This window comes from Streptomyces sp. Isolate_45 (genome assembly GCF_024721315.2).
Lineage (GTDB): Bacteria > Actinomycetota > Actinomycetes > Streptomycetales > Streptomycetaceae > Streptomyces.
On record NZ_JANFAK020000002.1, the window covers coordinates 1 to 19,564 of the forward strand.

17 protein-coding genes and 4 pseudogenes are annotated in these 19,564 nt (G+C 71.8%); 12 read left to right on the top strand and 9 right to left on the bottom strand.

The window, feature by feature from the left end; genetic code table 11:
• Nucleotides 1-8 precede the first annotated feature (8 nt).
• Nucleotides 9-1,994: a transglycosylase domain-containing protein gene (locus NOD94_RS00910; protein ID WP_281203845.1), complete on the top strand. Its 1,986-nt coding sequence runs from the start codon at nt 9-11 to the stop codon at nt 1,992-1,994.
• Between the two features lie 67 nt (nt 1,995-2,061).
• On the opposite strand, the gene NOD94_RS00915 is transcribed toward NOD94_RS00910, so the two are convergent.
• Nucleotides 2,062-3,288: a hypothetical protein gene (locus tag NOD94_RS00915; RefSeq protein WP_281203846.1), complete on the bottom strand. Its 1,227-nt coding sequence runs from the start codon at nt 3,286-3,288 to the stop codon at nt 2,062-2,064.
• A gap of 261 nt (nt 3,289-3,549) precedes the next feature.
• On the opposite strand from NOD94_RS00915, the gene NOD94_RS00920 reads away from it, so the two are divergent.
• Nucleotides 3,550-4,137 carry a TetR/AcrR family transcriptional regulator gene (locus NOD94_RS00920; protein ID WP_281203720.1) on the top strand — a complete coding sequence of 196 codons (588 nt, stop codon included), beginning with the start codon at nt 3,550-3,552 and terminating at the stop codon, nt 4,135-4,137.
• Complete coding sequence (locus tag NOD94_RS00925; RefSeq protein ID WP_281203721.1) at nt 4,134-4,514, top strand: hypothetical protein; 381 nt, start codon at nt 4,134-4,136, stop codon at nt 4,512-4,514. Before NOD94_RS00920 ends, NOD94_RS00925 begins: the two co-directional genes overlap by 4 nt.
• Before the next feature lie 151 nt (nt 4,515-4,665).
• Here the strand turns inward: NOD94_RS00925 and NOD94_RS00930 are convergent.
• Nucleotides 4,666-5,360, bottom strand: a pseudogene (locus tag NOD94_RS00930) (hypothetical protein); the annotation flags it as partial.
• Between NOD94_RS00930 and NOD94_RS00935 the strand changes: the two are divergent.
• Entirely contained in the window at nt 5,268-5,459 is a 192-nt protein-coding gene (locus NOD94_RS00935; protein WP_281203861.1) for a hypothetical protein, read from the top strand. The pseudogene NOD94_RS00930 and the gene NOD94_RS00935 overlap by 93 nt on opposite strands.
• Here NOD94_RS00935 and NOD94_RS00940 read toward each other — a convergent pair.
• Complete coding sequence (locus NOD94_RS00940; protein ID WP_281203722.1) at nt 5,435-6,226, bottom strand: sulfite exporter TauE/SafE family protein; 792 nt, start codon at nt 6,224-6,226, stop codon at nt 5,435-5,437. The two genes, NOD94_RS00935 and NOD94_RS00940, sit on opposite strands and share 25 nt — an antisense overlap.
• 266 nt (nt 6,227-6,492) lie before the next feature.
• Nucleotides 6,493-6,846 (bottom strand): annotated as a pseudogene (locus NOD94_RS00945) (hypothetical protein); the annotation flags it as partial.
• Between the two features lie 134 nt (nt 6,847-6,980).
• Here NOD94_RS00945 and NOD94_RS00950 point away from each other — a divergent pair.
• On the top strand, nt 6,981-7,484 hold the full coding sequence (locus tag NOD94_RS00950) for a GNAT family N-acetyltransferase (protein ID WP_281203723.1): 504 nt from the start codon (nt 6,981-6,983) through the stop codon (nt 7,482-7,484).
• 111 nt (nt 7,485-7,595) lie between these two features.
• On the opposite strand, the gene NOD94_RS00955 is transcribed toward NOD94_RS00950, so the two are convergent.
• A complete protein-coding gene (locus NOD94_RS00955; RefSeq protein ID WP_281203724.1) occupies nt 7,596-8,588 on the bottom strand; it encodes a hypothetical protein in 993 nt (330 codons plus the stop codon).
• Between the two features lie 179 nt (nt 8,589-8,767).
• Here NOD94_RS00955 and NOD94_RS00960 point away from each other — a divergent pair, with 179 nt between their 5' ends.
• Nucleotides 8,768-9,751 carry a tetratricopeptide repeat protein gene (locus NOD94_RS00960; RefSeq protein ID WP_281203725.1) on the top strand — a complete coding sequence of 328 codons (984 nt, stop codon included), beginning with the start codon at nt 8,768-8,770 and terminating at the stop codon, nt 9,749-9,751.
• A 321-nt stretch (nt 9,752-10,072) separates the two neighbouring features.
• Here the strand turns inward: NOD94_RS00960 and NOD94_RS00965 are convergent, their stop codons facing one another.
• Nucleotides 10,073-11,203, bottom strand: coding sequence for an NADH:flavin oxidoreductase (locus NOD94_RS00965; protein ID WP_281203726.1), 1,131 nt, complete (start codon nt 11,201-11,203; stop codon nt 10,073-10,075).
• A gap of 228 nt (nt 11,204-11,431) precedes the next feature.
• On the opposite strand from NOD94_RS00965, the gene NOD94_RS00970 reads away from it, so the two are divergent.
• Complete coding sequence (locus NOD94_RS00970; protein WP_281203847.1) at nt 11,432-11,935, top strand: MarR family transcriptional regulator; 504 nt, start codon at nt 11,432-11,434, stop codon at nt 11,933-11,935.
• A gap of 246 nt (nt 11,936-12,181) precedes the next feature.
• Nucleotides 12,182-13,120: a ribosome-inactivating family protein gene (locus NOD94_RS00975; RefSeq protein ID WP_281203727.1), complete on the top strand. Its 939-nt coding sequence runs from the start codon at nt 12,182-12,184 to the stop codon at nt 13,118-13,120.
• Nucleotides 13,121-13,420: 300 nt separating this feature from the next.
• Here the strand turns inward: NOD94_RS00975 and NOD94_RS00980 are convergent, their stop codons facing one another.
• Nucleotides 13,421-14,056, bottom strand: coding sequence for a hypothetical protein (locus NOD94_RS00980; protein WP_281203728.1), 636 nt, complete (start codon nt 14,054-14,056; stop codon nt 13,421-13,423).
• Between the two features lie 285 nt (nt 14,057-14,341).
• Between NOD94_RS00980 and NOD94_RS00985 the strand changes: the two genes are divergently transcribed.
• Nucleotides 14,342-15,559, top strand: coding sequence for a ThiF family adenylyltransferase (locus tag NOD94_RS00985; protein WP_281203729.1), 1,218 nt, complete (start codon nt 14,342-14,344; stop codon nt 15,557-15,559).
• On the top strand, nt 15,556-16,161 hold the full coding sequence (locus NOD94_RS00990; protein WP_281203730.1) for a GNAT family protein: 606 nt from the start codon (nt 15,556-15,558) through the stop codon (nt 16,159-16,161). Before NOD94_RS00985 ends, NOD94_RS00990 begins: the two co-directional genes overlap by 4 nt.
• 168 nt (nt 16,162-16,329) lie before the next feature.
• On the opposite strand, the gene NOD94_RS00995 is transcribed toward NOD94_RS00990, so the two are convergent.
• Complete coding sequence (locus NOD94_RS00995; protein ID WP_281203731.1) at nt 16,330-17,331, bottom strand: nitrilase-related carbon-nitrogen hydrolase; 1,002 nt, start codon at nt 17,329-17,331, stop codon at nt 16,330-16,332.
• A 221-nt stretch (nt 17,332-17,552) separates the two neighbouring features.
• On the opposite strand from NOD94_RS00995, the gene NOD94_RS01000 reads away from it, so the two are divergent.
• A complete protein-coding gene (locus NOD94_RS01000; protein ID WP_281203732.1) occupies nt 17,553-18,554 on the top strand; it encodes a LacI family DNA-binding transcriptional regulator in 1,002 nt (333 codons plus the stop codon).
• Nucleotides 18,555-18,644: 90 nt separating this feature from the next.
• On the opposite strand, the pseudogene NOD94_RS01005 reads toward NOD94_RS01000, so the two are convergent.
• Nucleotides 18,645-19,130: pseudogene (locus NOD94_RS01005) on the bottom strand (citrate/2-methylcitrate synthase); the annotation flags it as partial.
• On the opposite strand from NOD94_RS01005, the pseudogene NOD94_RS01010 reads away from it, so the two are divergent.
• Nucleotides 19,129-19,551 (top strand): annotated as a pseudogene (locus NOD94_RS01010) (DUF2083 domain-containing protein); the annotation flags it as partial. The pseudogenes NOD94_RS01005 and NOD94_RS01010 overlap by 2 nt on opposite strands.
• Nucleotides 19,552-19,564 lie beyond the last annotated feature (13 nt).

Here is a 19,564-nt window from a genome sequence, read left to right on the forward strand (position 1 = left end):
GTGGCCGCGTGGGCGGGGCCCTCGCCGCCGCGCGCCCCCACCTACGGCGCCTGCGCCCCGCCTACCCGCGGCCCGGCCGGACGGGCTGGCGCCGCTGGGCGCCCTCCTGGCGCCAGTGGCTGGGAGCCTGCCTGTACACCATCACCGGCCTGACCTGCTTCGTCGCGCTCGCCTACGCGGTCACGGACATACCCGACGACCTCAACTCCTTCGCCACGCAGCAGGACAACGTCTACTACTGGTCCGACGGCTCCACCATGGCCCGCACCGGCTGGGTGAGCCGACAGGAGATGCCCCTGGACAAGGTGCCGCCGAAGGTCAGGGGAGCGGTCCTCGCGGCGGAGAACGCGAGCTTCTACTCGGACCCCGGAGTGTCCCCCTCCGGCGTCCTGCGCGCCCTGGGCGCGGCGGTGACCGGAGGCGAGACCCAGGGCGGGTCCACCATCACGCAGCAGTACGTGAAGAACGCGTACCTGAGCCAGGACCGCACGATGTCGCGCAAGTTCACCGAACTCCTGCTGGCCTTGAAACTGGACAACCAGAAGGACAAGGACCAGATACTCCAGGACTACCTCAACAGCAGTTGGTTCGGGCGCGGCACCTACGGAATCCAGCGCGCGTCCCAGGCGTACTACGGCAAGGACGTCTCACAACTGAACGCGAGCGAGGGCGCCTTCCTCGCCTCCCTGCTCAAGGGCGCGGGCCTGTACGACCCGTCCATCAGCCCCAAGAACCGTGAGCGGGCGGAGGAGCGGTGGAGGTGGATCCTCGACCGCATGGTCGAGACCGGACAGCTGAAGGCGTCCGAGCGCGCCACGTACACGAAGTTCCCGGAGCCCTCGGCCACATCCCTGGCGGGCATCCCGGGCGCGCAGACCGGCTACCTCGTCGAAATGGCGAAGGCGTACACGGTCAAGGCCGGGCACATCGAGGAGTCGAACTTCGACCTCGGCGGCTACCAGATCTACACGACCTTCGACAAGGCGCGCATGACGGCCCTGACCAAGGCCGTCCAGGAGACGCAGAAGGGATTCGACCCCGAGAAGCGCCCCGACACCGACAAGCACGTGAAGATCGGCGCCGCGAGCGTCGCGCCCGACGGGCGGCTGCTCGCCGTCTACGGCGGTCCCGACTACCTGAAGCAGGGTTACAACGAGTCGAACGCGACGACGATCCCGGTCGGTACGGCGTTCACACCGATCGTCTATGCCGCCGCCCTCGAAGACGGAGTGGTGCGCACCCGGGGCAAGGCCCGTACGCCGGTTTCCCCCACCACCCCGTACGACGGGAACGACCAGGCGACCGTGCAGACCCCCGAGGGCCCGTACTGGGACCGCAGCGGGAAGGTCCTCAAGGGCAGCAACGACGGTGGGCGCAGCTGGGGGCAGGTGCCCCTGCGCCAGGCCGTCGCCGACTCCGTGAACACGCCGATGCTCCAGCTCGGCCTGGACGTGGGCCTGGACCGGGTGGAGGCGTTCGCCCAGAGGTCGGGCCTGCTGGCCTCCAGCCTCGGACCTCGGATCCCCACGTTCGCCCTCGGGGAGAACTCGAAGCCCAGCGCGATCCGCATGGCCGGCGCCTACCAGACCTTCGCCGCGGACGGGATGCACACCGACCCCTACTCGGTGCGGTCGGTCACCCGCGGCGGCGCGGCGGTGCCCCTCGACCCGCCGAAGCCCACGCGGGCCGTATCGGCCCCCACCGCGCGGGCGGTGACGGACGCGCTGCGGCAGGCGGTGACCGACGGTTCGGCGAAGACGGCGGCCAAGGTGCGGGCCGGCGCGGTGGGCAAGACGGGAACGACGACGGCCAACACGGCGGGCTGGTTCGTGGCCAGCACCGAGCAGGAGTCCACGGCGGTGGTCGTCTACCGGATGGCGCTGACCGACCTGGCCCCGCTGCCCCTGACGGGGCTGGGCGGCGACGCCCCGGGAACGCCCGCCGGCGAACGCGCGGTGCGCCTGTGGAGCGAGTACGCCAAGGCCGTGAAGTAGCCGCGGTGCCGTTCCCGGACCGCCGGACCGCTGCGGCCGCCCGGCGGTCCGGCGGTCCGGAGAGCGCCTACCGGACGACGTCCTTCCAGTCCGGTGCCTGCGCGGGGTCCAACTGTCGGAGCCGCGCGAGGACCTGCGGGTCCTGGGCGTCGAGCCAGTCCGCCAGCTCGCGGAACGACACGCAACGCACCCCCTGGCGCGGGCAGACGTCCCTCATCATGTCCTCGACGGCCTTCATGTAGATGCCGCCGTTCCAGTCCTCGAAGTGGTTGCCGATGAACATCGGAGCCCGGCTGCCGTTGTAGACGCGGTTGAAGCCGTTCATGTAGGAGCCGCGGACCTGTGCCTGCCACGCCGGGAACTTGGTCGGGTCGCCCTGGGTGCTGTCGCCCGACTGGTTGTAGAGGAAGTTGAAGTCCATGGACAGGACCTGGACCTCCTTGCCGTGCAGGGGTACGAGCTGCAGCGGGAAGTTCCAGATGTCGTTCTGCTTGGTCGGCCAGAGCTGGAAATCGCCGGAGGAGCTGGCGTCGTAGCGCCAGCCGTACGGCTTGACGGCCGTCAGGAGGTTCTTCTGGCCCTCCAGGCAGGGCGCCCGGCCGCCGACGACCTCGCGCGTGGGATCGAAGGGCAGCGGTGCCTCCTTGCTGAACCCGGTGTTGGTCTTCCAGTTCTTCATGAACGAGTAGGTCTGGTCGATCTCGCTCTTCCACTCCTCGGGGCTCCAGTCACCGCCGCCCTTGGGTCCGCAGAAGTGGCCGTTGAAGTGGGAACCGATCTCGTTGCCGTCGGTCCAGGCACCCCGCAGCTGGGCCAGGGTGCTCTTGATGTGAGGGACCGTCGGGTAGGAGATGGCGGCCGAACCCTGTCCGTGCTGGGGCGGGTTGTAGAGCGACTTCTTGCTCTCCGGGAGCAGGTAGATGCCCGTGAGGAAGAAGGTCATGTGGGCCTTGCTCTCCTTGGCCACCTGCCGGAAGTGCGAGAAGAGGTGGTCCTCGCCCTCCAGGGCGCCGTCCCAGGAGAACACCACGAACTGCGGGGGCTGTTCGCCGGGCTTCAGCCGCTCGGGTTTGAGCTGGCCCGGGTTCGGCCCCGTGTAAGAGGTCGAACCGTCACCCAGCACCTTGACCTTGCCGTCCCACGACTCCGCCGGCTTCTTCCCGGCGTTGTCCCCGCCGGTCGTGTCCCCCTTCGGGGCGAGCTCCGCCTCGGTCCCCGCGGAACCGCCCCACCCGAGTGCGTACGCCCCGGCCGCGGCTCCGCCCAGCGCGAGCACGGCCGCGGCGATGCCCATGCGACGGCGGTTGCGCGCCTTGCGACGCACCTTGCGGGTGCTCCGCGATGCCTTCCGCGATGCCTTCCGGGTGCCCGGTTCGCCATCGGTCTCGGTCTCGGCCATAGCCGTGGTCCCCTCCTGATCGCCGCAGCCGGGCCGCGTGGGTGATTCGTATGAATATAGAACGTGTTGACGTCTCATTCGCACGCGGTTCATTCGTGCCGGGCGCCGCGCCGGTCGGGGTTGTTATCAAACGGGTCGACCCGTAAGGTAAAGGTCATGACTTCCTTCCCGTCCTCCAAGGGGCGTCCACGGGATCCCCGCTCGCACGAGGCGATCGTCAACGCGGCCACGGAGCTGGTGATCGAGGTCGGCTACGCCGCGACGTCGATCGGGGCGGTGGCCGCCCGTGCCGGTGTCGGCAAGGACACGATCTACCGGCGGTGGCGGGGCAAGCCGGAGTTGGTCTTCGAAGCCGTGTTCACGACCACCGACCAAGGGCCGGTCCCGGACACCGGAACGCTGGCCGGGGACCTCACCGAACTGCTGCGGGGCCTGGTGGACGAGTTCAGGGCCCCCGCGGCCGCGGCGGCCCTCCCGGGACTTCTCGCCGACTTCGCCGCCGATCCGGTGCTGAAGGCGCGCATCCGCAGCGAGTTCCTGGCCCCGTCGAAAGACCGGCTGCTGATCGTGTTCGAGCGCGCCGAGGCACGAGGGGAGATCGCGGCCGGCACACCCGTGGACCTGGTCCTCGACACGATGGCGGGAGCTGTGTTCTTCCACGTCGGTCTGGTCGGCGAACACGCCGACCCCCGGCTGGCCGTCCGGCTGGCCGCCGTCATCGTCCAGGGGATCGAGGTCCGATGAACGGATGGCTTCTCGCCGCGGGCATCACCGCGTTCGGTGTGGCCGTGGCCCACATCGTCGCCGGGCACCGCGATGTCGTGCGGCCGCTGGTGAACTCTGGACTTGCCGACGAACCCAAGCGCGTGCTGCACGCCGTGTGGCACATGGTGAGCGTCGACCTGGTGCTCTCCGCGGCCGTCCTGGTCCACCTCGCCCTGGCGGACGGTACGTCGGCGACCCGCCCGATGGCCTGGTTCGTGGCCGCGCACTACGTCGCGTACGCCATCGCCTTCCTGGTGGTCACGCTGTCGGTCGGCTGGTCGAAGCCACTGCTCCGGCTGCCGCAGTGGATGCTGCTCCTACCGGTCGCGGTCCTGGCGGCGGCGGGCGCCGCGTAGCTACAGTCCCGCAGGGATGGCGCGCAGGTGCCGGTGGCCCCCTGCGAATGGCGTCGGCGCCGAGCCGGTGCCGGCCCGGGGCGGCCGTCCGGACCCCAGTCCCGGTCGCGGCCCGTACGCCGAAGAACGGCCGGCTCGCGCACCGCCGCGGTCAGCGGCCACCCGAAGGGGAGGTCGCGCAGCCGCCGCTGCCGGTCTCCTCGGACGTGCGCTCGTCGAAGAGGCCCGCGCCACCGCAGACGCCGGTCTCGGGCAGGGCGAGTTCGACGCGTTCGGCGCCGTCGTGGTCACCGGCGAGAGCGGCCGCGACGGAACGGACCTGTTCGTAGCCGGTCATGGCCAGGAAGGTCGGGGCGCGACCGTAGGACTTCATGCCGACGAGGTGGACGCCCTTCTCCGGGTGGGAGGGCTCTCGCGCGCCATGGGGCCGGACGGTGCCGCAGGAATGCTGGTTGTGGGGTCGATCAGCGGCGCGAGCACGGTCGGGGCCAGGAGGCACTCGTCCAGGCCGAGACGGAGTGCGCCGACGACGGCCAGGAGCCCGTCGCCGTCTCGTTCGAACGCGTCGGTGCGGAGCCCGCTGACGGCGTCGGCGTGGCCGTCGTCGACGGCGGCCTTCGCGGCGAGGCCGAGGGCGCCCCGGGCGGGCAGCCGGTCGGCGGCGCCGCCGCCGAAGGTCGAGCCGGAGAGCCCTCGGAGGAGCTTCTCGGCGGCCTGGTCGACGACCTCGGACCAGGTGGAGAACAGCCGCACGTGCGACCACTCCCGCACCGCGGACGCGGCGACCGGTCCGGCCTCCAGGACGAGCGGCTCGATGTGGCGCTCGACGAGTCGGGCGGCTGCCGCATGACGCTCGCCCTCGTGCCGCCGAGCGGCCGGGGCGCGGACGGGGGCGCCTCGGCCGGGTCGCGCATCGAAGGTCAGCCGAGCGTTTCGACCGCGTAGAGGGATCCGACGCCGGCGGCCAGCGTGCCGAGCAGCAGCCGCAGGGCCTTTTCGGGGAGGTGGGGTTGGAGACGGGCGCCGAGGTAGCCGCCGATGAGTCCGCCCAGGCCGCAGGCCAGGCCGAGGAACCAGTGGGGTGCGATGCTGTCGGAGCCGGCTGACGACAGCAGTGTGTACGTGCCGGCGCCGACGAGCGAGGTCGCGAAGGTGGAGGCCAGGGCGGCCGGGGCGACGACCGCGACGGGCATTCCGCGGCCGACCAGGACGGGGCCGAGCAGCGAGCCGCCGCCGATGCCGTAGATCCCGCCGATCACTCCCACGCCCAGGGCCAGCCCGGTCACCGCGCGCCCCGAGGGCCCATCCTTCCCGGACGGCTCCGGTCGCCGCGAGGGCAGCACCGTTCGGGCGATCAGCCACAGGCCCAGCGGCAGCAGGAACACGGCCACCAGCGCTTTGAAGACGACAGGGCCGGGCAGGGCGAAGACGCGGATGATCGCACCGAGGACGACGCCCGGCAGGGTGCCGAGCACCAGCCGCCGCACCAGCGGACCCTGGAGGGCGCCGGCGCGCCAGTAGCGCAGGAGCGCGCCGGGGCCGGCGACGACGTTGTAGAGGAGGTTCGTCGGGGTGACGGCGGGGCTGGGTACGGCGAACACGCTCAGTTGTACGGGTAGGAGGAACACCGCCCCGGACACCCCGACCGGAGCGGTCACGATCGCGATCAGGAGTCCCGCCGCCAGCCCGGCGAGTCCCGTCCCCCAGTCCACGGGTCAGCCGCCTTCGATGTGCGCGCCGGCCGACTTCACTCGCGCGGTGCCCCGCGTGCCCGACTCCGTCCCCGCTTCCTCGACGGCCTCCCGGGGCGCCGAGGGCAGCACTCGGCGCGGGCCCGCCCGGGTCCCGACGTTCACGCCCGGCTGCTCGGGTGCCTGACCCGTCGTGCAGGACTGCATGGGGTCACCCTAACCGTGGCCCCTCGGGCCGTTCGATGTGGCACCACCCGGTGTGACGGCCGCGCGAGGTCGGCGTCCTGGCGGACGACGTCCAGGGGCTGCGAGGTGATGGTCCTCCCCTGCGGGGCGAAGAGGACCACGATGGTGAACAGCAGCCCGTGGAGCGCCCACGGGCCGATCCGCGGCAGGAACGTCGCCTCGTAGCCCCCGCGCCCCATCTTCCGCTCGCCGATGCGACGGGTGAGGAACCCGGCCGGCAGCGGGATCCCGAGGAAGACGGCGACGTTCAGGGCGGTGTTCCTACGGGACGCCGCCGGGTGAGTGACGTGGGCGCCCCTGCGGCCCGTGCGGGCCGCAGTCGGCAGGGGCTGAAGAAGCATCGGAGTCGCGGACGGAAACTGCTCCTCAAGGTGCTGGGCGAACAGCACGGTCATGGCGAAGCCTGGCCGGCCGACACCGAGCAGTCCGTACTCGCGACCCTGTCCGATCTCGAGCCACGCCCTCCCCGACCACCTGGCACCGGTACTCCGGCCGTGGTCGGAGGTGATCCGTAGGGCAAAGTGATGCCATGACAACGTACGGGACGATGGCGTACCACCTGGAGACCGAGCGACTGATACTGAGGCCGTGGGCCGAGTCGGACGCCGACGATTTCTGCGCCCTGCTCTCCGAACGCGGCAAGGGAACCCCTGAGGTCGAGCACATCAGGACGTCCATCGCGGAGTTGCTCACCGCGACGGAGACCACGGGGATCGCGCTGTTGCCCATCCAGCGCCGGGACGAAGGTGACTTCATCGGGTACTGCGGGCTGATCATCGGCCGAACCACCCTGGAGGAGCCCGAAATCGCGTATGAGCTGTTCCAGCACGCGCACGGGCGCGGTTACGCCACCGAGGCGGCCGCGGCGGTGCTCGACGCCGCCGTCGCGACCGGGCGGACACGGCTCTGGTCGACCGTCGGCACGTGGAACGCGCCCTCGCTCCGTGTCCTCGAGAAGCTCGGGTTCGAGCGGGATCGCGTCTCCACGGAGGAGAACGGTGAAGTGGCTTGGCTCACGCGCTCGTTGCCGTAACGGTGACGCCTGAGCACGCTCCCGCGGCCTGACGCTCCCGCTGGGACGGCGCCCAGCGCCGAGGACGCTCCCGCCACGTGCGGTCGGAGCACGCGGATCCGTAACGACGCGTCAGAGCCGGCCCGGACGGAACGCATGGACGGCTCTGACGAACAGGCCGAACCGGCGGCCCCACGTCGCTCCGCCGAGCTGGTCGACGTACCGTCCCGCCTGCGGGTCGACGGCGCGGCGGCCGGTCTCCAACTGGACGGCGAACGCGAGCCGGTAGAGCTGCTCCAGCACCTCGGCCGTCGGCACGGTGTCCTCACCGGGCAGGGGTGCTGACAGCTCGTAGCGGCCCGAGGCCCGGTCCAGGGCCAGGCGTACGCCGCTGACCGGATGGCCGACGGCCGTCCCCTCGGCCGGGCCGGCGGTCGGCCCCACGATCTCGCGGGCCTGCCGGGCGATCCTGTCCCAGGTGGCGAGGGCCGCGACCGAGCCGGTGGGGGCGTCGTCCTCGTCGAAGGCGATCACGTACCGTCCCGCCGTGCGGACCCCGCCCGGGGGTCCGTCCGGGAGCGCCGCCGGATCGTGTTCCTCCGCGGCCGGAAGGCGACCGCGCAACCACTTCTCGGCGGCCGCCCAGTCGTCCTCGTCCGCGCGCTCGACCCAACCCCGCACCCGGTCCTCCGCCTCCGTCAGCCCCTCCCCGGAGTCGACGGCCCGCTGGAACGCGTCCTCCAGATCCGCCAGGTCCGCCGGGTCGCCCGGCTCCGCCTTCGCCCTGCCCACCGGCCCCGAGCCGGGCAGCAACGGGGGCGACCCCTCGGTGCGGGTCAGGGTGAAGGAAGCACCGTCACCGATCTCCTGGGCATGCACGGTGAGGACGTCCGGGCCGGGCCGCCAGGCGACAGCGCACCGGAGGTATCCGTGCGTCGGGTCGGCCAGGTGCTCGTGGGCCTCGTCGAGGTCGGCGAAGGTGTAGAGGTACCGGTCCTCGACGTCGTCGGCGAACAGGAACACGGCTCCGACGCCCGCGTCCTCCGCGGACGCGGCACCCGCGTGCGCCAGTGCGAACGCGGCGAACTCGTCGAGCGGCCCGCCCGACGCCCCGCTCCGGGACATGAAGTCGCTTCCTCTCCGCCGCCGGTCCTGTCCGCCGGATCATACGTGGACACCCGGTGATGATCAGGGGGCGTGGGTGGCCGCCCGGGGCGGAGGCGGGGTGTCGGGCGGCAGCCGGGCAGCCGGGCAGCCGGGCAGTCGGTGATCGGCGGGCAAGTGGCCACGGATATTCTCCGGCCATGTCGAATTGGTCAGTGGCGTCGGCAGTCGGTCTCGCCGGTGTGATGGCGCACTGCGGCGGAAGCCCGGTGGACGCAGTGAAGCTTCTGGTGGGGGCCATGGCCTCGGCACCGGAGGCTCCCGAGCCCTATGCGGCCCTTTCCGAGTTGTGGCAGCAGCGCCGCCCGGAACTGGAGGCGGGCCTCGGAGAGGACGGTTCCCTGAGCACCGTGCCGGCGCGGGCGTACTTCTCCTTCCTCGAAGGGGACATGGACGACGCGGTGATGACCCTTGGATCGGTCACGGGTGTACGGCCCGACGTGGCATGGGGCGCCGCACCCTGGTTCGGCGACGCGCGCCTTCTCGGCGCGGTGAGCGCCGAGGCGCTGGCCGAGGCGTGCCTGCGGACGCTGGACCACGGCCACGACCTGGACACCGACGAGATGCGGGAGCGGTTCGAGCCCTGGTTCCATGCCCTCGACGTGGTGTCCGAACGGAATCCCGTACCGGAGTCCCTGGCAGCCATGGCCCGGCTGCCCCGGGCCTGCGGCCGTTACGAACGGTCCTTCGCTCTGTGCGACCGGGCCGATGCCGTCGAGCGGGTCATGTGGACCGCAGTGGCACGCGCGACCACCTGGCGCGTGATGGGCGACCTCGATCGCGCTGCCGCGGCCCTCGAAAGCGCGTTGCTCCTGGACCCCGCCAACTGGTCCCTCCACTTGGATCTGGCGGACGTGCGTGCCGAACAGGGCGACTTCGCGGCCGCCGCGAACCTCGTCCGCGAGGGCCTGGAGCACGCACCTCGCGAACTCTCCCTGCGTGCGGCGGGCGCCGCCTTCCGCACACGGCTTGCGGGTTCGCCCGACGACCTGAGGGCCCTGATCGCCCTGGCGCCGGAGCTCGCGAACACCACCTACCGGAACCAGCTGATCGACTACGCGTGCGCAGGGCCGAAGCTGCCTCGGGAACTCGTTGCCGAGGCCCACCGCATCCGTGGGAACTGAAAGGGCTGTCGTGCCGACCGGCGCCGGTCCGGCTCGACCCGACGGACGACGCGACAGCGCTCACCGTGCTCAACCGTGCTCACCGCTGCCCGGCCGAGGGTATCGGGGCCGGAGGTTCCGAACGTATCGATCGACGCCCTGCCGGTGGATCGGATCAAGCGGGACAACGCGAGAAGCGCGCCGCCGCTCGGCTGCTCGGCCGGCCGTACGTGCCGGGAGCCGCCGAGGCCCGGAGTCCCGGGCCGGAGCGTGGACGCCCCGTGGCATCGACGGACCGATGTCACGGGGCGTCCACGGGCGGGTGGTCCGGACGGCTTCCGGTTACCGGCTGAGCGACCTGAGCGCCGCGGCGTCGTACGGCTTCAGCTCGTCGAAGCGGTTTCCGAGGACCTTCGCCGCCCACTGCGGGTCCTGGAGCAGCGCCCGGCCGACGGCGACCATGTCGAACTCGTCGCGTTCCATGCGGTCCAGCAGGTTGTCGATGTCGCCGAGCGCCGCACCCTCGCCCGCGAAGGAGCGGATGAAGTCGCCGTCGAGGCCGACCGAGCCGACGGTGATCGTCGGCCGACCGGTGAGCTTCTTGGTCCAGCCCGCCAGGTTCAGGTCCGAGCCCTCGAACTCCGGGAGCCAGTATCGCCGGGTGGAGGCGTGGAACGCGTCGACGCCGGCCGCCGCCAGCGGGGCCAGGATCGCCTCCAGCTCCTCCGGGGTCTGCGCGAGCCGGGCGTCGTAGGCCTCCTGCTTCCACTGCGAGTAGCGGAAGATCACCGGGAAGTCGGCCGGGACGCGCTCGCGGACCGCCGTGACGATCTCCGCGGCGAACCTCGTACGGGCCACCGCGTCACCGCCGTAGGCGTCGGTGCGGCGGTTGGTCCGCTCCCACAGGAACTGGTCGAGCAGGTAGCCGTGGGCGCCGTGGAGCTCGACGCCGTCGAATCCGATCCGTGCGGCCTCGGCGGCGGCGTCGGCGAACGCGCCGATGACGTCGTCGAGGTCGGTGCGGGTCATCGCCCTGCCCGTTCCCTCGGTGCCGTCGACGCGGATGCCGGAGGGGCCTACGGCCGGCGCGTCGGGGTACGGGGCCTCGCCCTGCTTGCGCACCATCCCTATGTGCCACAGCTGGGGCACGATGGTGCCGCCCGCCTCGTGCACGGCCGCGGCGACCTTCGCCCACCCCGCCAACTGCTCCTCACCGTGGAACCGCGGCACCCGGTCGCTCTGCCCGGCCGAGTCGTGACCGACGTAGGTGCCCTCGGTGATGATCAGGCCCACCCCCGCGGCGGCCCGGCCGGCGTAGTACGCCTGCACGTCCTCGCCGGGCACGCCGCCGGGGGAGAACATCCGCGTCATCGGAGCCATCGCGATGCGGTTGGGGACGGTCAGTCCGTTCAGCGTGACGGGCCGGGACAGGATCTCGGCCGCGCGGGAGGCGGCGGTCGTGGTGACGGTCATGCGGGTCCTCCGGGTTGAGGCTGTGGCTCGTCGGGGTGACAACGAGAAGTGCATAGTACACACGTTATGTATCATGCATATTGCAGCGTCCGGTGGCGGTCGCGATGCGGCGCCACCCGACGGTCGAGTGGTGTCGGGGGTCGCCGTTCCCCGGATCCACAGGTCCGCGATAATGGAGCGCCGGAAGGAGCGGGAGGCGAAGTGCTGGAGAAACTGGAGCGGGAGCTGATGCTGCTCTCGCGGCACCAGGTGCTTGCCCGGCGCGAGCGCGACCCCGAACGCCTGGAGCGGTCGGCGTACCTGCTGCTCAGCCGGATCGACACCCAAGGCCCCATGTCCATCGGGCAGTTGGCAGAGGCCTTCGGGCTCGACACCTCGACCGTGAACCGCCAGACGGGCGCCCTGCTGCGATGCGGACTGGCCGAGCGGGTCGCGGACCCCGACGGCGGCATGGCGCGCAAGCTGCGCATCACGGTCGAGGGCGGGCGCCGGCTCGCCGAAGACCGTGAGGTCAACCGGTCCTGCCTGGCCCGGGTCGTCGCCGGCTGGTCGCCCGAGGAGGTACGGGAGCTGGAGGACGTCCTGGTCCGGCTCAACCGGAGCGCCGAGGCCCTCGAAGGACGCTACTGGCCGCGCGCGGAGGAAGAGGACGCCCTCGCTCCATGCCGCCCGCCGGCTCCGCACCCGGCCCCGACTCCTGCGCCGCGGGAGCCCGCGACTCCCACCCCGTAGGAACGGCCGGGGCGCGCCCCGGGGGCTGCACCCGCCCGTGACCGGTGGGTGGCAAAACCGTGCGCTGACAGGACAGGGCGGTGCGCTGGAGGAACATCGGGGGCCGTCGGGCGACCCTAGCGTGGGGTGCGTACCCGAGCAGCCGAACCACCCCCTTGGGAAGTCCGCAAGGAGTGTGCCGAGCGCCGGGTCCCCTTCCCCCGCCGTCGCTGTGCGTCGGCGGCGACCCCGACCCGTGGAGCCCCCATGCCCCTCTTGCCCCTGTCGCGCCTGGCGCGGCAGTTCGCGCGATCGAGCCGACGCCTCGTCGGCTCAGCGGTCGCCCTCGCGCTCGCCGCCGGTCTCGTCGGCCTGGCCACGCCCGCGGCGCAGGCCGACCCCAGCCAGCCGAACACGGTCATAGACTGGAACATCGACAGCCTGGAGAACGGAGGCCGGAGCGCCCACGATGCCTACTACGGCATGATCGACCGGATCCACCGGGTCAGTGGCCACGACTTTCGTTCAGCCGGCGAAATCGACGAGAGCACCACCCAACTGTCCCGCCTGATCCAGATCCGGGTCCTGCGCCGGGGCAGCCAGGTCGTCTCGCTGTACTTCTGGGCCAACAACCTGTATCTCGCCGGGTTCTACGCGCCCGGCAACGACCAGAACCAGGGCAGGCACTACGCCTTCAACGACACCTGGCCCGAGGACTTCAACCACGTCCTGAACCTCCAGACCGCGGCGACCCGCCTGCCGTGGGGCGGCAACTACGTCTCCCTGCCCGGCGGGAACAACCGTACGGACGACGTCATCAACGGCCCCAGCCTGCACAACGCCCTGCTCGTCCTGGGCGGCGCCCGTGCCCGGCTCGACAACGGCGGTGACCGCGGTGCCACCGAAGTCGGCAACGCCCTGACCCTGACGATCCAGGCGACCGCCGAGGCCGCGCGCTTCGGCCGGATCCTCGACACCGTCCGGGGCAACATCGGCACGGGCACCAGGACCGCCATGGGCACGGACAACGTGGTCCTCCAGAACAACTGGAGCCAGATCTCCCGTTGGATCTACCGGGCGAGCAACGACCCGGCCTACCCCGCGCACAACGCGCTCACCCTGAACGGGGTCGCCTACACGGCCCTGCGCACACTGCTCACCCACCTCCTGTACGTGGAGCTCCACAGCGGTTCCCGCCCGCGCTGACCAGGAGCACGTCGCGAATGGCCCCACGGACCCCCACCGCACCCGCGCGGCCGGATTCGGCCCGTAGGTGAGGAGAGCTCCTGGGCGAACACGGTCGACCCGGTGAGCGCCTGCCGGCCGGGCGAGCGCGCCGACCACGGCGCGTTCGCCCGGGGAAGCGCCAAAGAGGTATCTCGTGACCCTCCGCCATCTCGTGGTCGAGCGGGGACACCATTACGGCAGGCAGGCAGGCAGGCAGGCAGGCAGGCAGGCAGGCAGGCAGGCAGGCAGGCGTTCCGGTGTTCCGGACGAGGGACGCGGCTACTTGGTGGCGCGCAGGTTCCAGGTGGTCAGCTGGCCCTCGATCAGGCCGTAACCGCCCTCTTCGTAGTGGGTCGCGGTGACTTTGAGCGCGGCGATCGGGGATTTCTCGTTGACGAGGCACACGCTGTCGCCCTCCGCCACGACCACCGCGTTGCGCGACTGGGCCGCCAGGAGGTCCTTGCAACCCTGCGGCGTGGGATCCCCGGCGTTTTCCCACAGGGCGACGGTGCCCTTGACCTCCATCGAGCTGGACCCGTTGCGTCCGGCCGCGGGCCGGATGCCGAAGCCGGTGCCCTTGCTCGGCGGAACCTGGGAGAGGTCGATGCCCTCAAGCCCGAGCACCACCTTGCCCGACCACCGGACGGACGCGGCCCCGCCGGCGCCCGCCGCAGCACTCGGGGCGGCGGTGATGGCGGGGCTCTGCGGCGGTTGGTCGCCGACGGAGGACGAAGCGGGTGGTGGCACGGCCGAGGGCTGGGGCGACCCGTTGGAAAAGGCGGCGATGGCAGTCGCCACGCCGGCGATGGCGCTCACCACGGCGGCTCCGGCCGCCCAGATCTTGGCTCGCGAGGGCCTCGGGGCTGCCGGCGGCGCGTACGGCGGCCAGGCCGGCTGCTGCGGCGGATTCTCCATGCTCACGTCCCCTTCGGCCTTCCCCGATCGGCCCCTTGGGCCGGCAATCCCCGTGACGATAGCAATTCCCCTTCACCGCCACGAACATGGTTGTGCCGTGGGCCGGGCCGCGAAATGTCGATCCCCGGGGAACCCCCGCGACCGGCGCGCATGCACACTCGCCGACGGAGCGACAGAGGGCGTGCACAGTGCAAGGGGGCGCACTCGGATAGAAGATCAATTCGAATGCGCCCCCTGGGGTGAGATGTGCCGGTTCAAGATCTTCTGATTGCTAGCGTCCCTGCCGTGACGACCCCCCTGCTTACCGGCCTGGAGCCGGACCTTCTCGCGCCTTCCTCGTCCCGCCCATTCGACGAATCGTTTCGTCCGGTGCTGCTGGACATCTCCCGGCCGGCCGACGCGGCGGCTTTGGCCGAGCTGCGGGAGTCGGACCGGCTTCGGGAGGTCCACGACCGGATCGATGACCAGGTCGAGGAACTCCTGCGCTGTCTCGCGCCGCAGGACCCGTTCGGCTCCCGCTCCCGGTCCCGCGCCCTCGCCGACACTCTTGGACCGCGGCCCGATGCCTACGGCAGATGGGCCTGGTACCCGTGGTCCGGACGCCTGGTCCACGTCCTGCCCGAGGCCGAGTTCCGCCTGGTGCGCACCGACCGCAACCGGGACAAGATCACTCGCGAGCAGCAGCGGAGCCTGCTGCGGCGCCGTATCGGCGTCATCGGGCTGTCGGTCGGCAGCAGCGCGGCGTTGACCTGCGCCATGGAAGGGGTCGGCGGCGCATTTCGCCTGGCCGACTTCGACCGGCTCGGCCTGTCCAACCTCAACCGGCTGCGTGCCGGAGTCCACGAACTCGGTCTGGAAAAGAGCGTGTTGTGCGCTCGCCGCATGTACGAGCTCGACCCCTACCTGGACATCGAGATCCACCGTGGCGGAGTGGACGAGGAGAACATCGAGGAGTTCTTCGGCGGCCGGAACAGCGGCCAGGACGGTGGCCAGGGCAAAGGCGAGGAGGGCGGCAGCCAGGACCGCGGCCTCGACCTGCTCATCGAGGAATGCGACACCCCCTGGGTGAAGGTCGCCGCCCGCGAGCACGCCCGCGGCCGAGGGGTCCCCGTCCTCATGGACACCAACGACCGGGGCCTGCTGGACATCGAGCGCTTCGACCTCGAACCGGACCGACCGCTCTTCCACGGCCGCACCGGAACCACGACCGCCGCCGACGTCGAGGTGATGGACCAGGAGGAGACCATCCGCTTCCTGCTCGCCGTCGTCGACGAGCAGCGGCTGAGCCCCGCCATGACCGACGCCCTCACCCGGGTCGGCCGTACCCTCTCCAGCTGGCCGCAGCTCGCCAGCGGTGTCATGCTCGGTGCCGCCCTGGTCACCGACACCGCCCGCCGCGTCCTGCTGGGCGAACCGCTCGGATCGGGCCGCCACTCCATCGACTTCGAAGCCCTCGTCCCCGCCGGGGCGCCGCTCCCCGCACCGCAAGGAGCCGCCCTGTGAACCGAGTCCCCGAACTGCGCGGCGACCACCTCCGGCTGCGGGAACTGCACGCGAGCGACCACGAGGCCTTCGCGCGCATCTTCACCCACCGTGTCCTCACCCGCTACCTCGGCATCGACCGCATGGATGCCGGCCAGGCCCACGACGCCTTCGCCCAGAGCCTCGCCCAACCCCTCACGCACCCGCGCCGCAAATACACGCTCGCCGTCTGCGCGCCCGACGACGACACGCTGGTCGGCACCATGGGCCTCCTGGTCGAGGACTACGGCAGCAACGCCATGCTCACCAGCCTGGTGCTGCTGCCCGGCACCCCCGTACGAGGGCACGGACACGAGGCCGGCCGCCTGCTGATGGCTTACGGCTTCGGGCACCTGGGGCTGCACCGCATCTGGGCCGGCCACCGTAGCGACCACCACCACATGCCGAAGGTGATGCACGCTGCCGGTCTGCGTCCCGAGGCCACGCTGCGCCAGCTCTTCCACACCCAGGGCTGCTGGTACGACGTCACCACCTACGCGGCCGTCGCCCCTGACTGGAAACGCCAGGCGGGCAGCAGGGAACTCGCCATCCTCGACGGCGCACACCGGCTCGAACGGGTCTGAACCCCCGGCTCCCGTCGCGGGAACGCGAGCCTCCGGATCAGCTCCGGTTGGTCGCCAGGGTGGTCGCCGCGCACCAGGTGGTGGTTCCGGTGCGCGGGGCACCGCCACGCCCCGGTGGAGTGCGGAGGTGGCCGACCTCGCGCCCTCCCCGACCCCTGGGGCCTGTCGTCAAACCGCCGTGAGGCCGCCCTCCGGGCGACGACGGGAGTTCGACGACAGCCCCTGGAGGTCGCGCGTGCCCGGTCGCTCGGAGAGCGAGCCGTACAGCTCGGGGCGGCGGGTGCGCATGAGGCCGAACTCCAGCCAGTCCCGGCGCTGGTCGAGGTCGAGGTCGGCGACGAGGACGGCCTCGCGGTCGCGCGGGGCGCGCAGCATGATCCGGCCATAGGGGTCGGAGATGAACGAGGATCCGTAGAAGGTGGAGCGGCCCTCGGTGCCGACCCGGTTGGGCACGACGGCGAAGAGGGCGTTGGCCAGACCGTTGGCGCTGATGGCGTGTTCCCACATGGGCCGGGTGTCGAACTCCGGGAGGTCGACCTCGGAGCCGATGGCGGTGGGGTGGACGAGGATCTCGGCGCCGGCGAGGGAGTAGGCGCGGGCGAGCTCGGGGAACCATTCGTCCCAGCAGGTGGGGAAGCCGAAGCGGGCCCCCTCGTGGGCGATGACGGGGAACCCGCTGTCGCCGGGGCGGAAGCACAGGTCCTCACGGTAACCGGGGAACGCCGGGATGTGGTTCTTGCGGGTCCGGGCGATCAGCTTGCCGTCGGCGTCCACGCACACGGCGGTGTTGTAGCCGAGGCCGCCGTCCTCGGCGCGCTCGTAGAGGGAGGCGTGCACGGTGATGCCCAGCTCGGTGGCGAGTTCTGTCGCGAGGGTGACGGTGGGGCCGCTCTCCACGTCCTCCAGGTAACGGGCGGCGCCGTCGGCCATGGGGTCGTCGGTGTTGCAGAAGTAGGGGCTGCGGGTGAGCTCGGGGAGGCAGACGATCGTGGCGCCGTGCTCGGCGGCCAGGGCGACGCCCTCGCGCAGCCGCTCGTCGTGCTGGATCGGGTCGGCGTACCAACGCATCTGGACGAGGCCGACGCGCAGCGGCAGGCGCTCGGCGGGCTTGGTGCGGCCCGGGGAACCGAGCGGGGAGCCGTCGGAGGTCAGGAGTGCGTACCGGGTCATGGGATCCGCCTTCGGTGAGATGGGTCGGTGGGGGACAGGTGGGGGCTCGGCGGGCCGCGACGCCATCCTGACTGAAATTTAAGTCAGGATGAAGGTCATGAAAAGAGCCGTCCGATCGTGAGTCCATGAGCGGGGCGGTCGAACGGCGGCGCCGGGCTCGAATGTAGACCGTGCCGGAACGTTCCGGCAAGACCGGTCCCATACGTCTAGACTCCGGAAACGTGAACGCCCGTACCGTGACCCTCCTCGACGTCGCCCGCGCCGCCGGAGTCTCCAAGAGCACCGTTTCCGACGCTCTCCAAGGCTCGGGGCGCGTCGCCGAGGCCACCCGCGACCGGATCCGCGCGGTCGCCGATGAGCTGGGGTACCGGCCGAACAGCGCCGCCCGCCGCCTGCGCCGGGCCAGCACCGGCGCGATCGGACTCCATCTGCCGCAGACGGCGACCCGCCTCGACTACTACATGAACCTCGCCTTCGGCGCCGTCGACCGCGCCCAGCAGGAGGGCCTGGACGTGGTCCTGCTCGCCCCCGCCACGGGCCTCCACGGGCCGCTCGCCTCCCGCGTCGACGGACTCCTCGTCATGGACCCCGAGGTCGGCGACGCCGCGATCCCCTCACTCCTCGACGCCGGCGTCCCCGTGGTCACCGGCGAGCGCTACCTCGGTCCGGCCCCGGCCCCCAGCGGCGCCGTCGTCTGTGACAACTCCGCTTCCCTCGTCGCCCTCCTCGACCACGTCCACGGGCGGGGCGCCCGGCGTCCGGCCCTCCTCGCTCCCGAGGCCACCTCCGCCTGGGCCGAAGCCCTGCGCTCGACGGCCGAGGCGTGGGCCGCCACACACGGCGTACCGGTGGAGGTCCGCACGGTGCCCTTCGCCGCGACCACGGGGGAGACGGAGGCGGCGACGCGTGCCCTCATCGCCGCGGACCCGGCGATCGACGCCGTGATCTGCGCCCCGGACGGCGCCGCCATCGGCGTCCTCCACGCGGCGACCGCCCTCGGCCGCCACGTGGGTCAGGACCTCCTCGTGGCTTCGTGCGTCGACGGATCGGCCGTCCGCGGGGCCCGGCCGGCCGTGACCGCGGTCGACCTGCGCCCCACCGCCTACGGCCGGGCGTGCGCGGAACTCCTCTGCGACATCCTCGCCGAACGCGCCCCGGCGGACACCGTCCGCCGCCACGACTGGGTCCTCGAAACCCGCGCCTCCACCCTGTCGAGCGGCTGACCACGGATCAGCCGTTGCGCACCGCTCCGGGCTGCGGGAGCCCACCACCACCGGTCGCTCCCGCACCCCGGCATTCGATCGGTCCGGGTCTCAGACCGCCTGGGGGAGCGGGCGCCGCGCCGGACCGTTGTAGATGCCGAGCGGGCGGATCAGCGCGTTGTGGGCGAGCTGTTCGGTGATGTGGGCCGTCCAACCGGTGACCCTGCTCATGACGAACAGCGGCGTGAACATGGCCACGTCGAAGCCCATCAGGTGGTAGGCGAGCGCGGCGGGGTGGTCGAGGTTCGGGTGGATGCCCTTGCGGCCGATCATCGCGTGACGCAGGGCCGCGTGCAGGGCGGCGAGAGTGGTGGCCCCGGGGTCTCCGGCTCGGGCGACGAGCCGGTCGGTGGCCTCCTGCATGATCGGCACGCGGGAGTCGCCGTGCTTGTGGACCCGGTGGCCGAACCCCATGATCCTGCGCTCGTCCGCCAGGGCCCGGTCCAGCCAGTCGGCGGCGTGCTCGGGGTCGCCGATCTCCCGCAGCATGTGCATGACCGCCTCGTTCGCGCCGCCGTGCAGGGGACCCTTCAGCGCAAAACGACAGTCGGCCACCGACTTCCACTTCTCCCGCCTCGGCGGCACCTGCCCGCTGTGGACCGTCTACGAGGCGTTCTCCGCGCCCGGCCGGATCCTGACCCAGGTGGCGGAGATGCCCGACGGGAAGAAGTACTTCTGGATCGCCCGCACCGTGACCCGGGGCGGCCACGGCCATCGCGCACGACGGGCCGAGTTCGCCGTCGCGCTGGGCTGCGAGCTCCGCCACGCGTCCCGGCTCGTCTACACCTAAGGCCTCGCGGTGGCCGATCCGTCGGCCGCGACGCCCATCGGGCTCGGCTGCAGGATCTGCGAACGCCGGGACTGCGCCCAGCGGGCCAGGCCGCCGGCCGGAGGCCGGCTCGCCGTGGACCCCGACCGGCAGACCTACGTTCCGTACCCGGTGTTCAAGAGCGGCTGATCCCCTGCTCCGA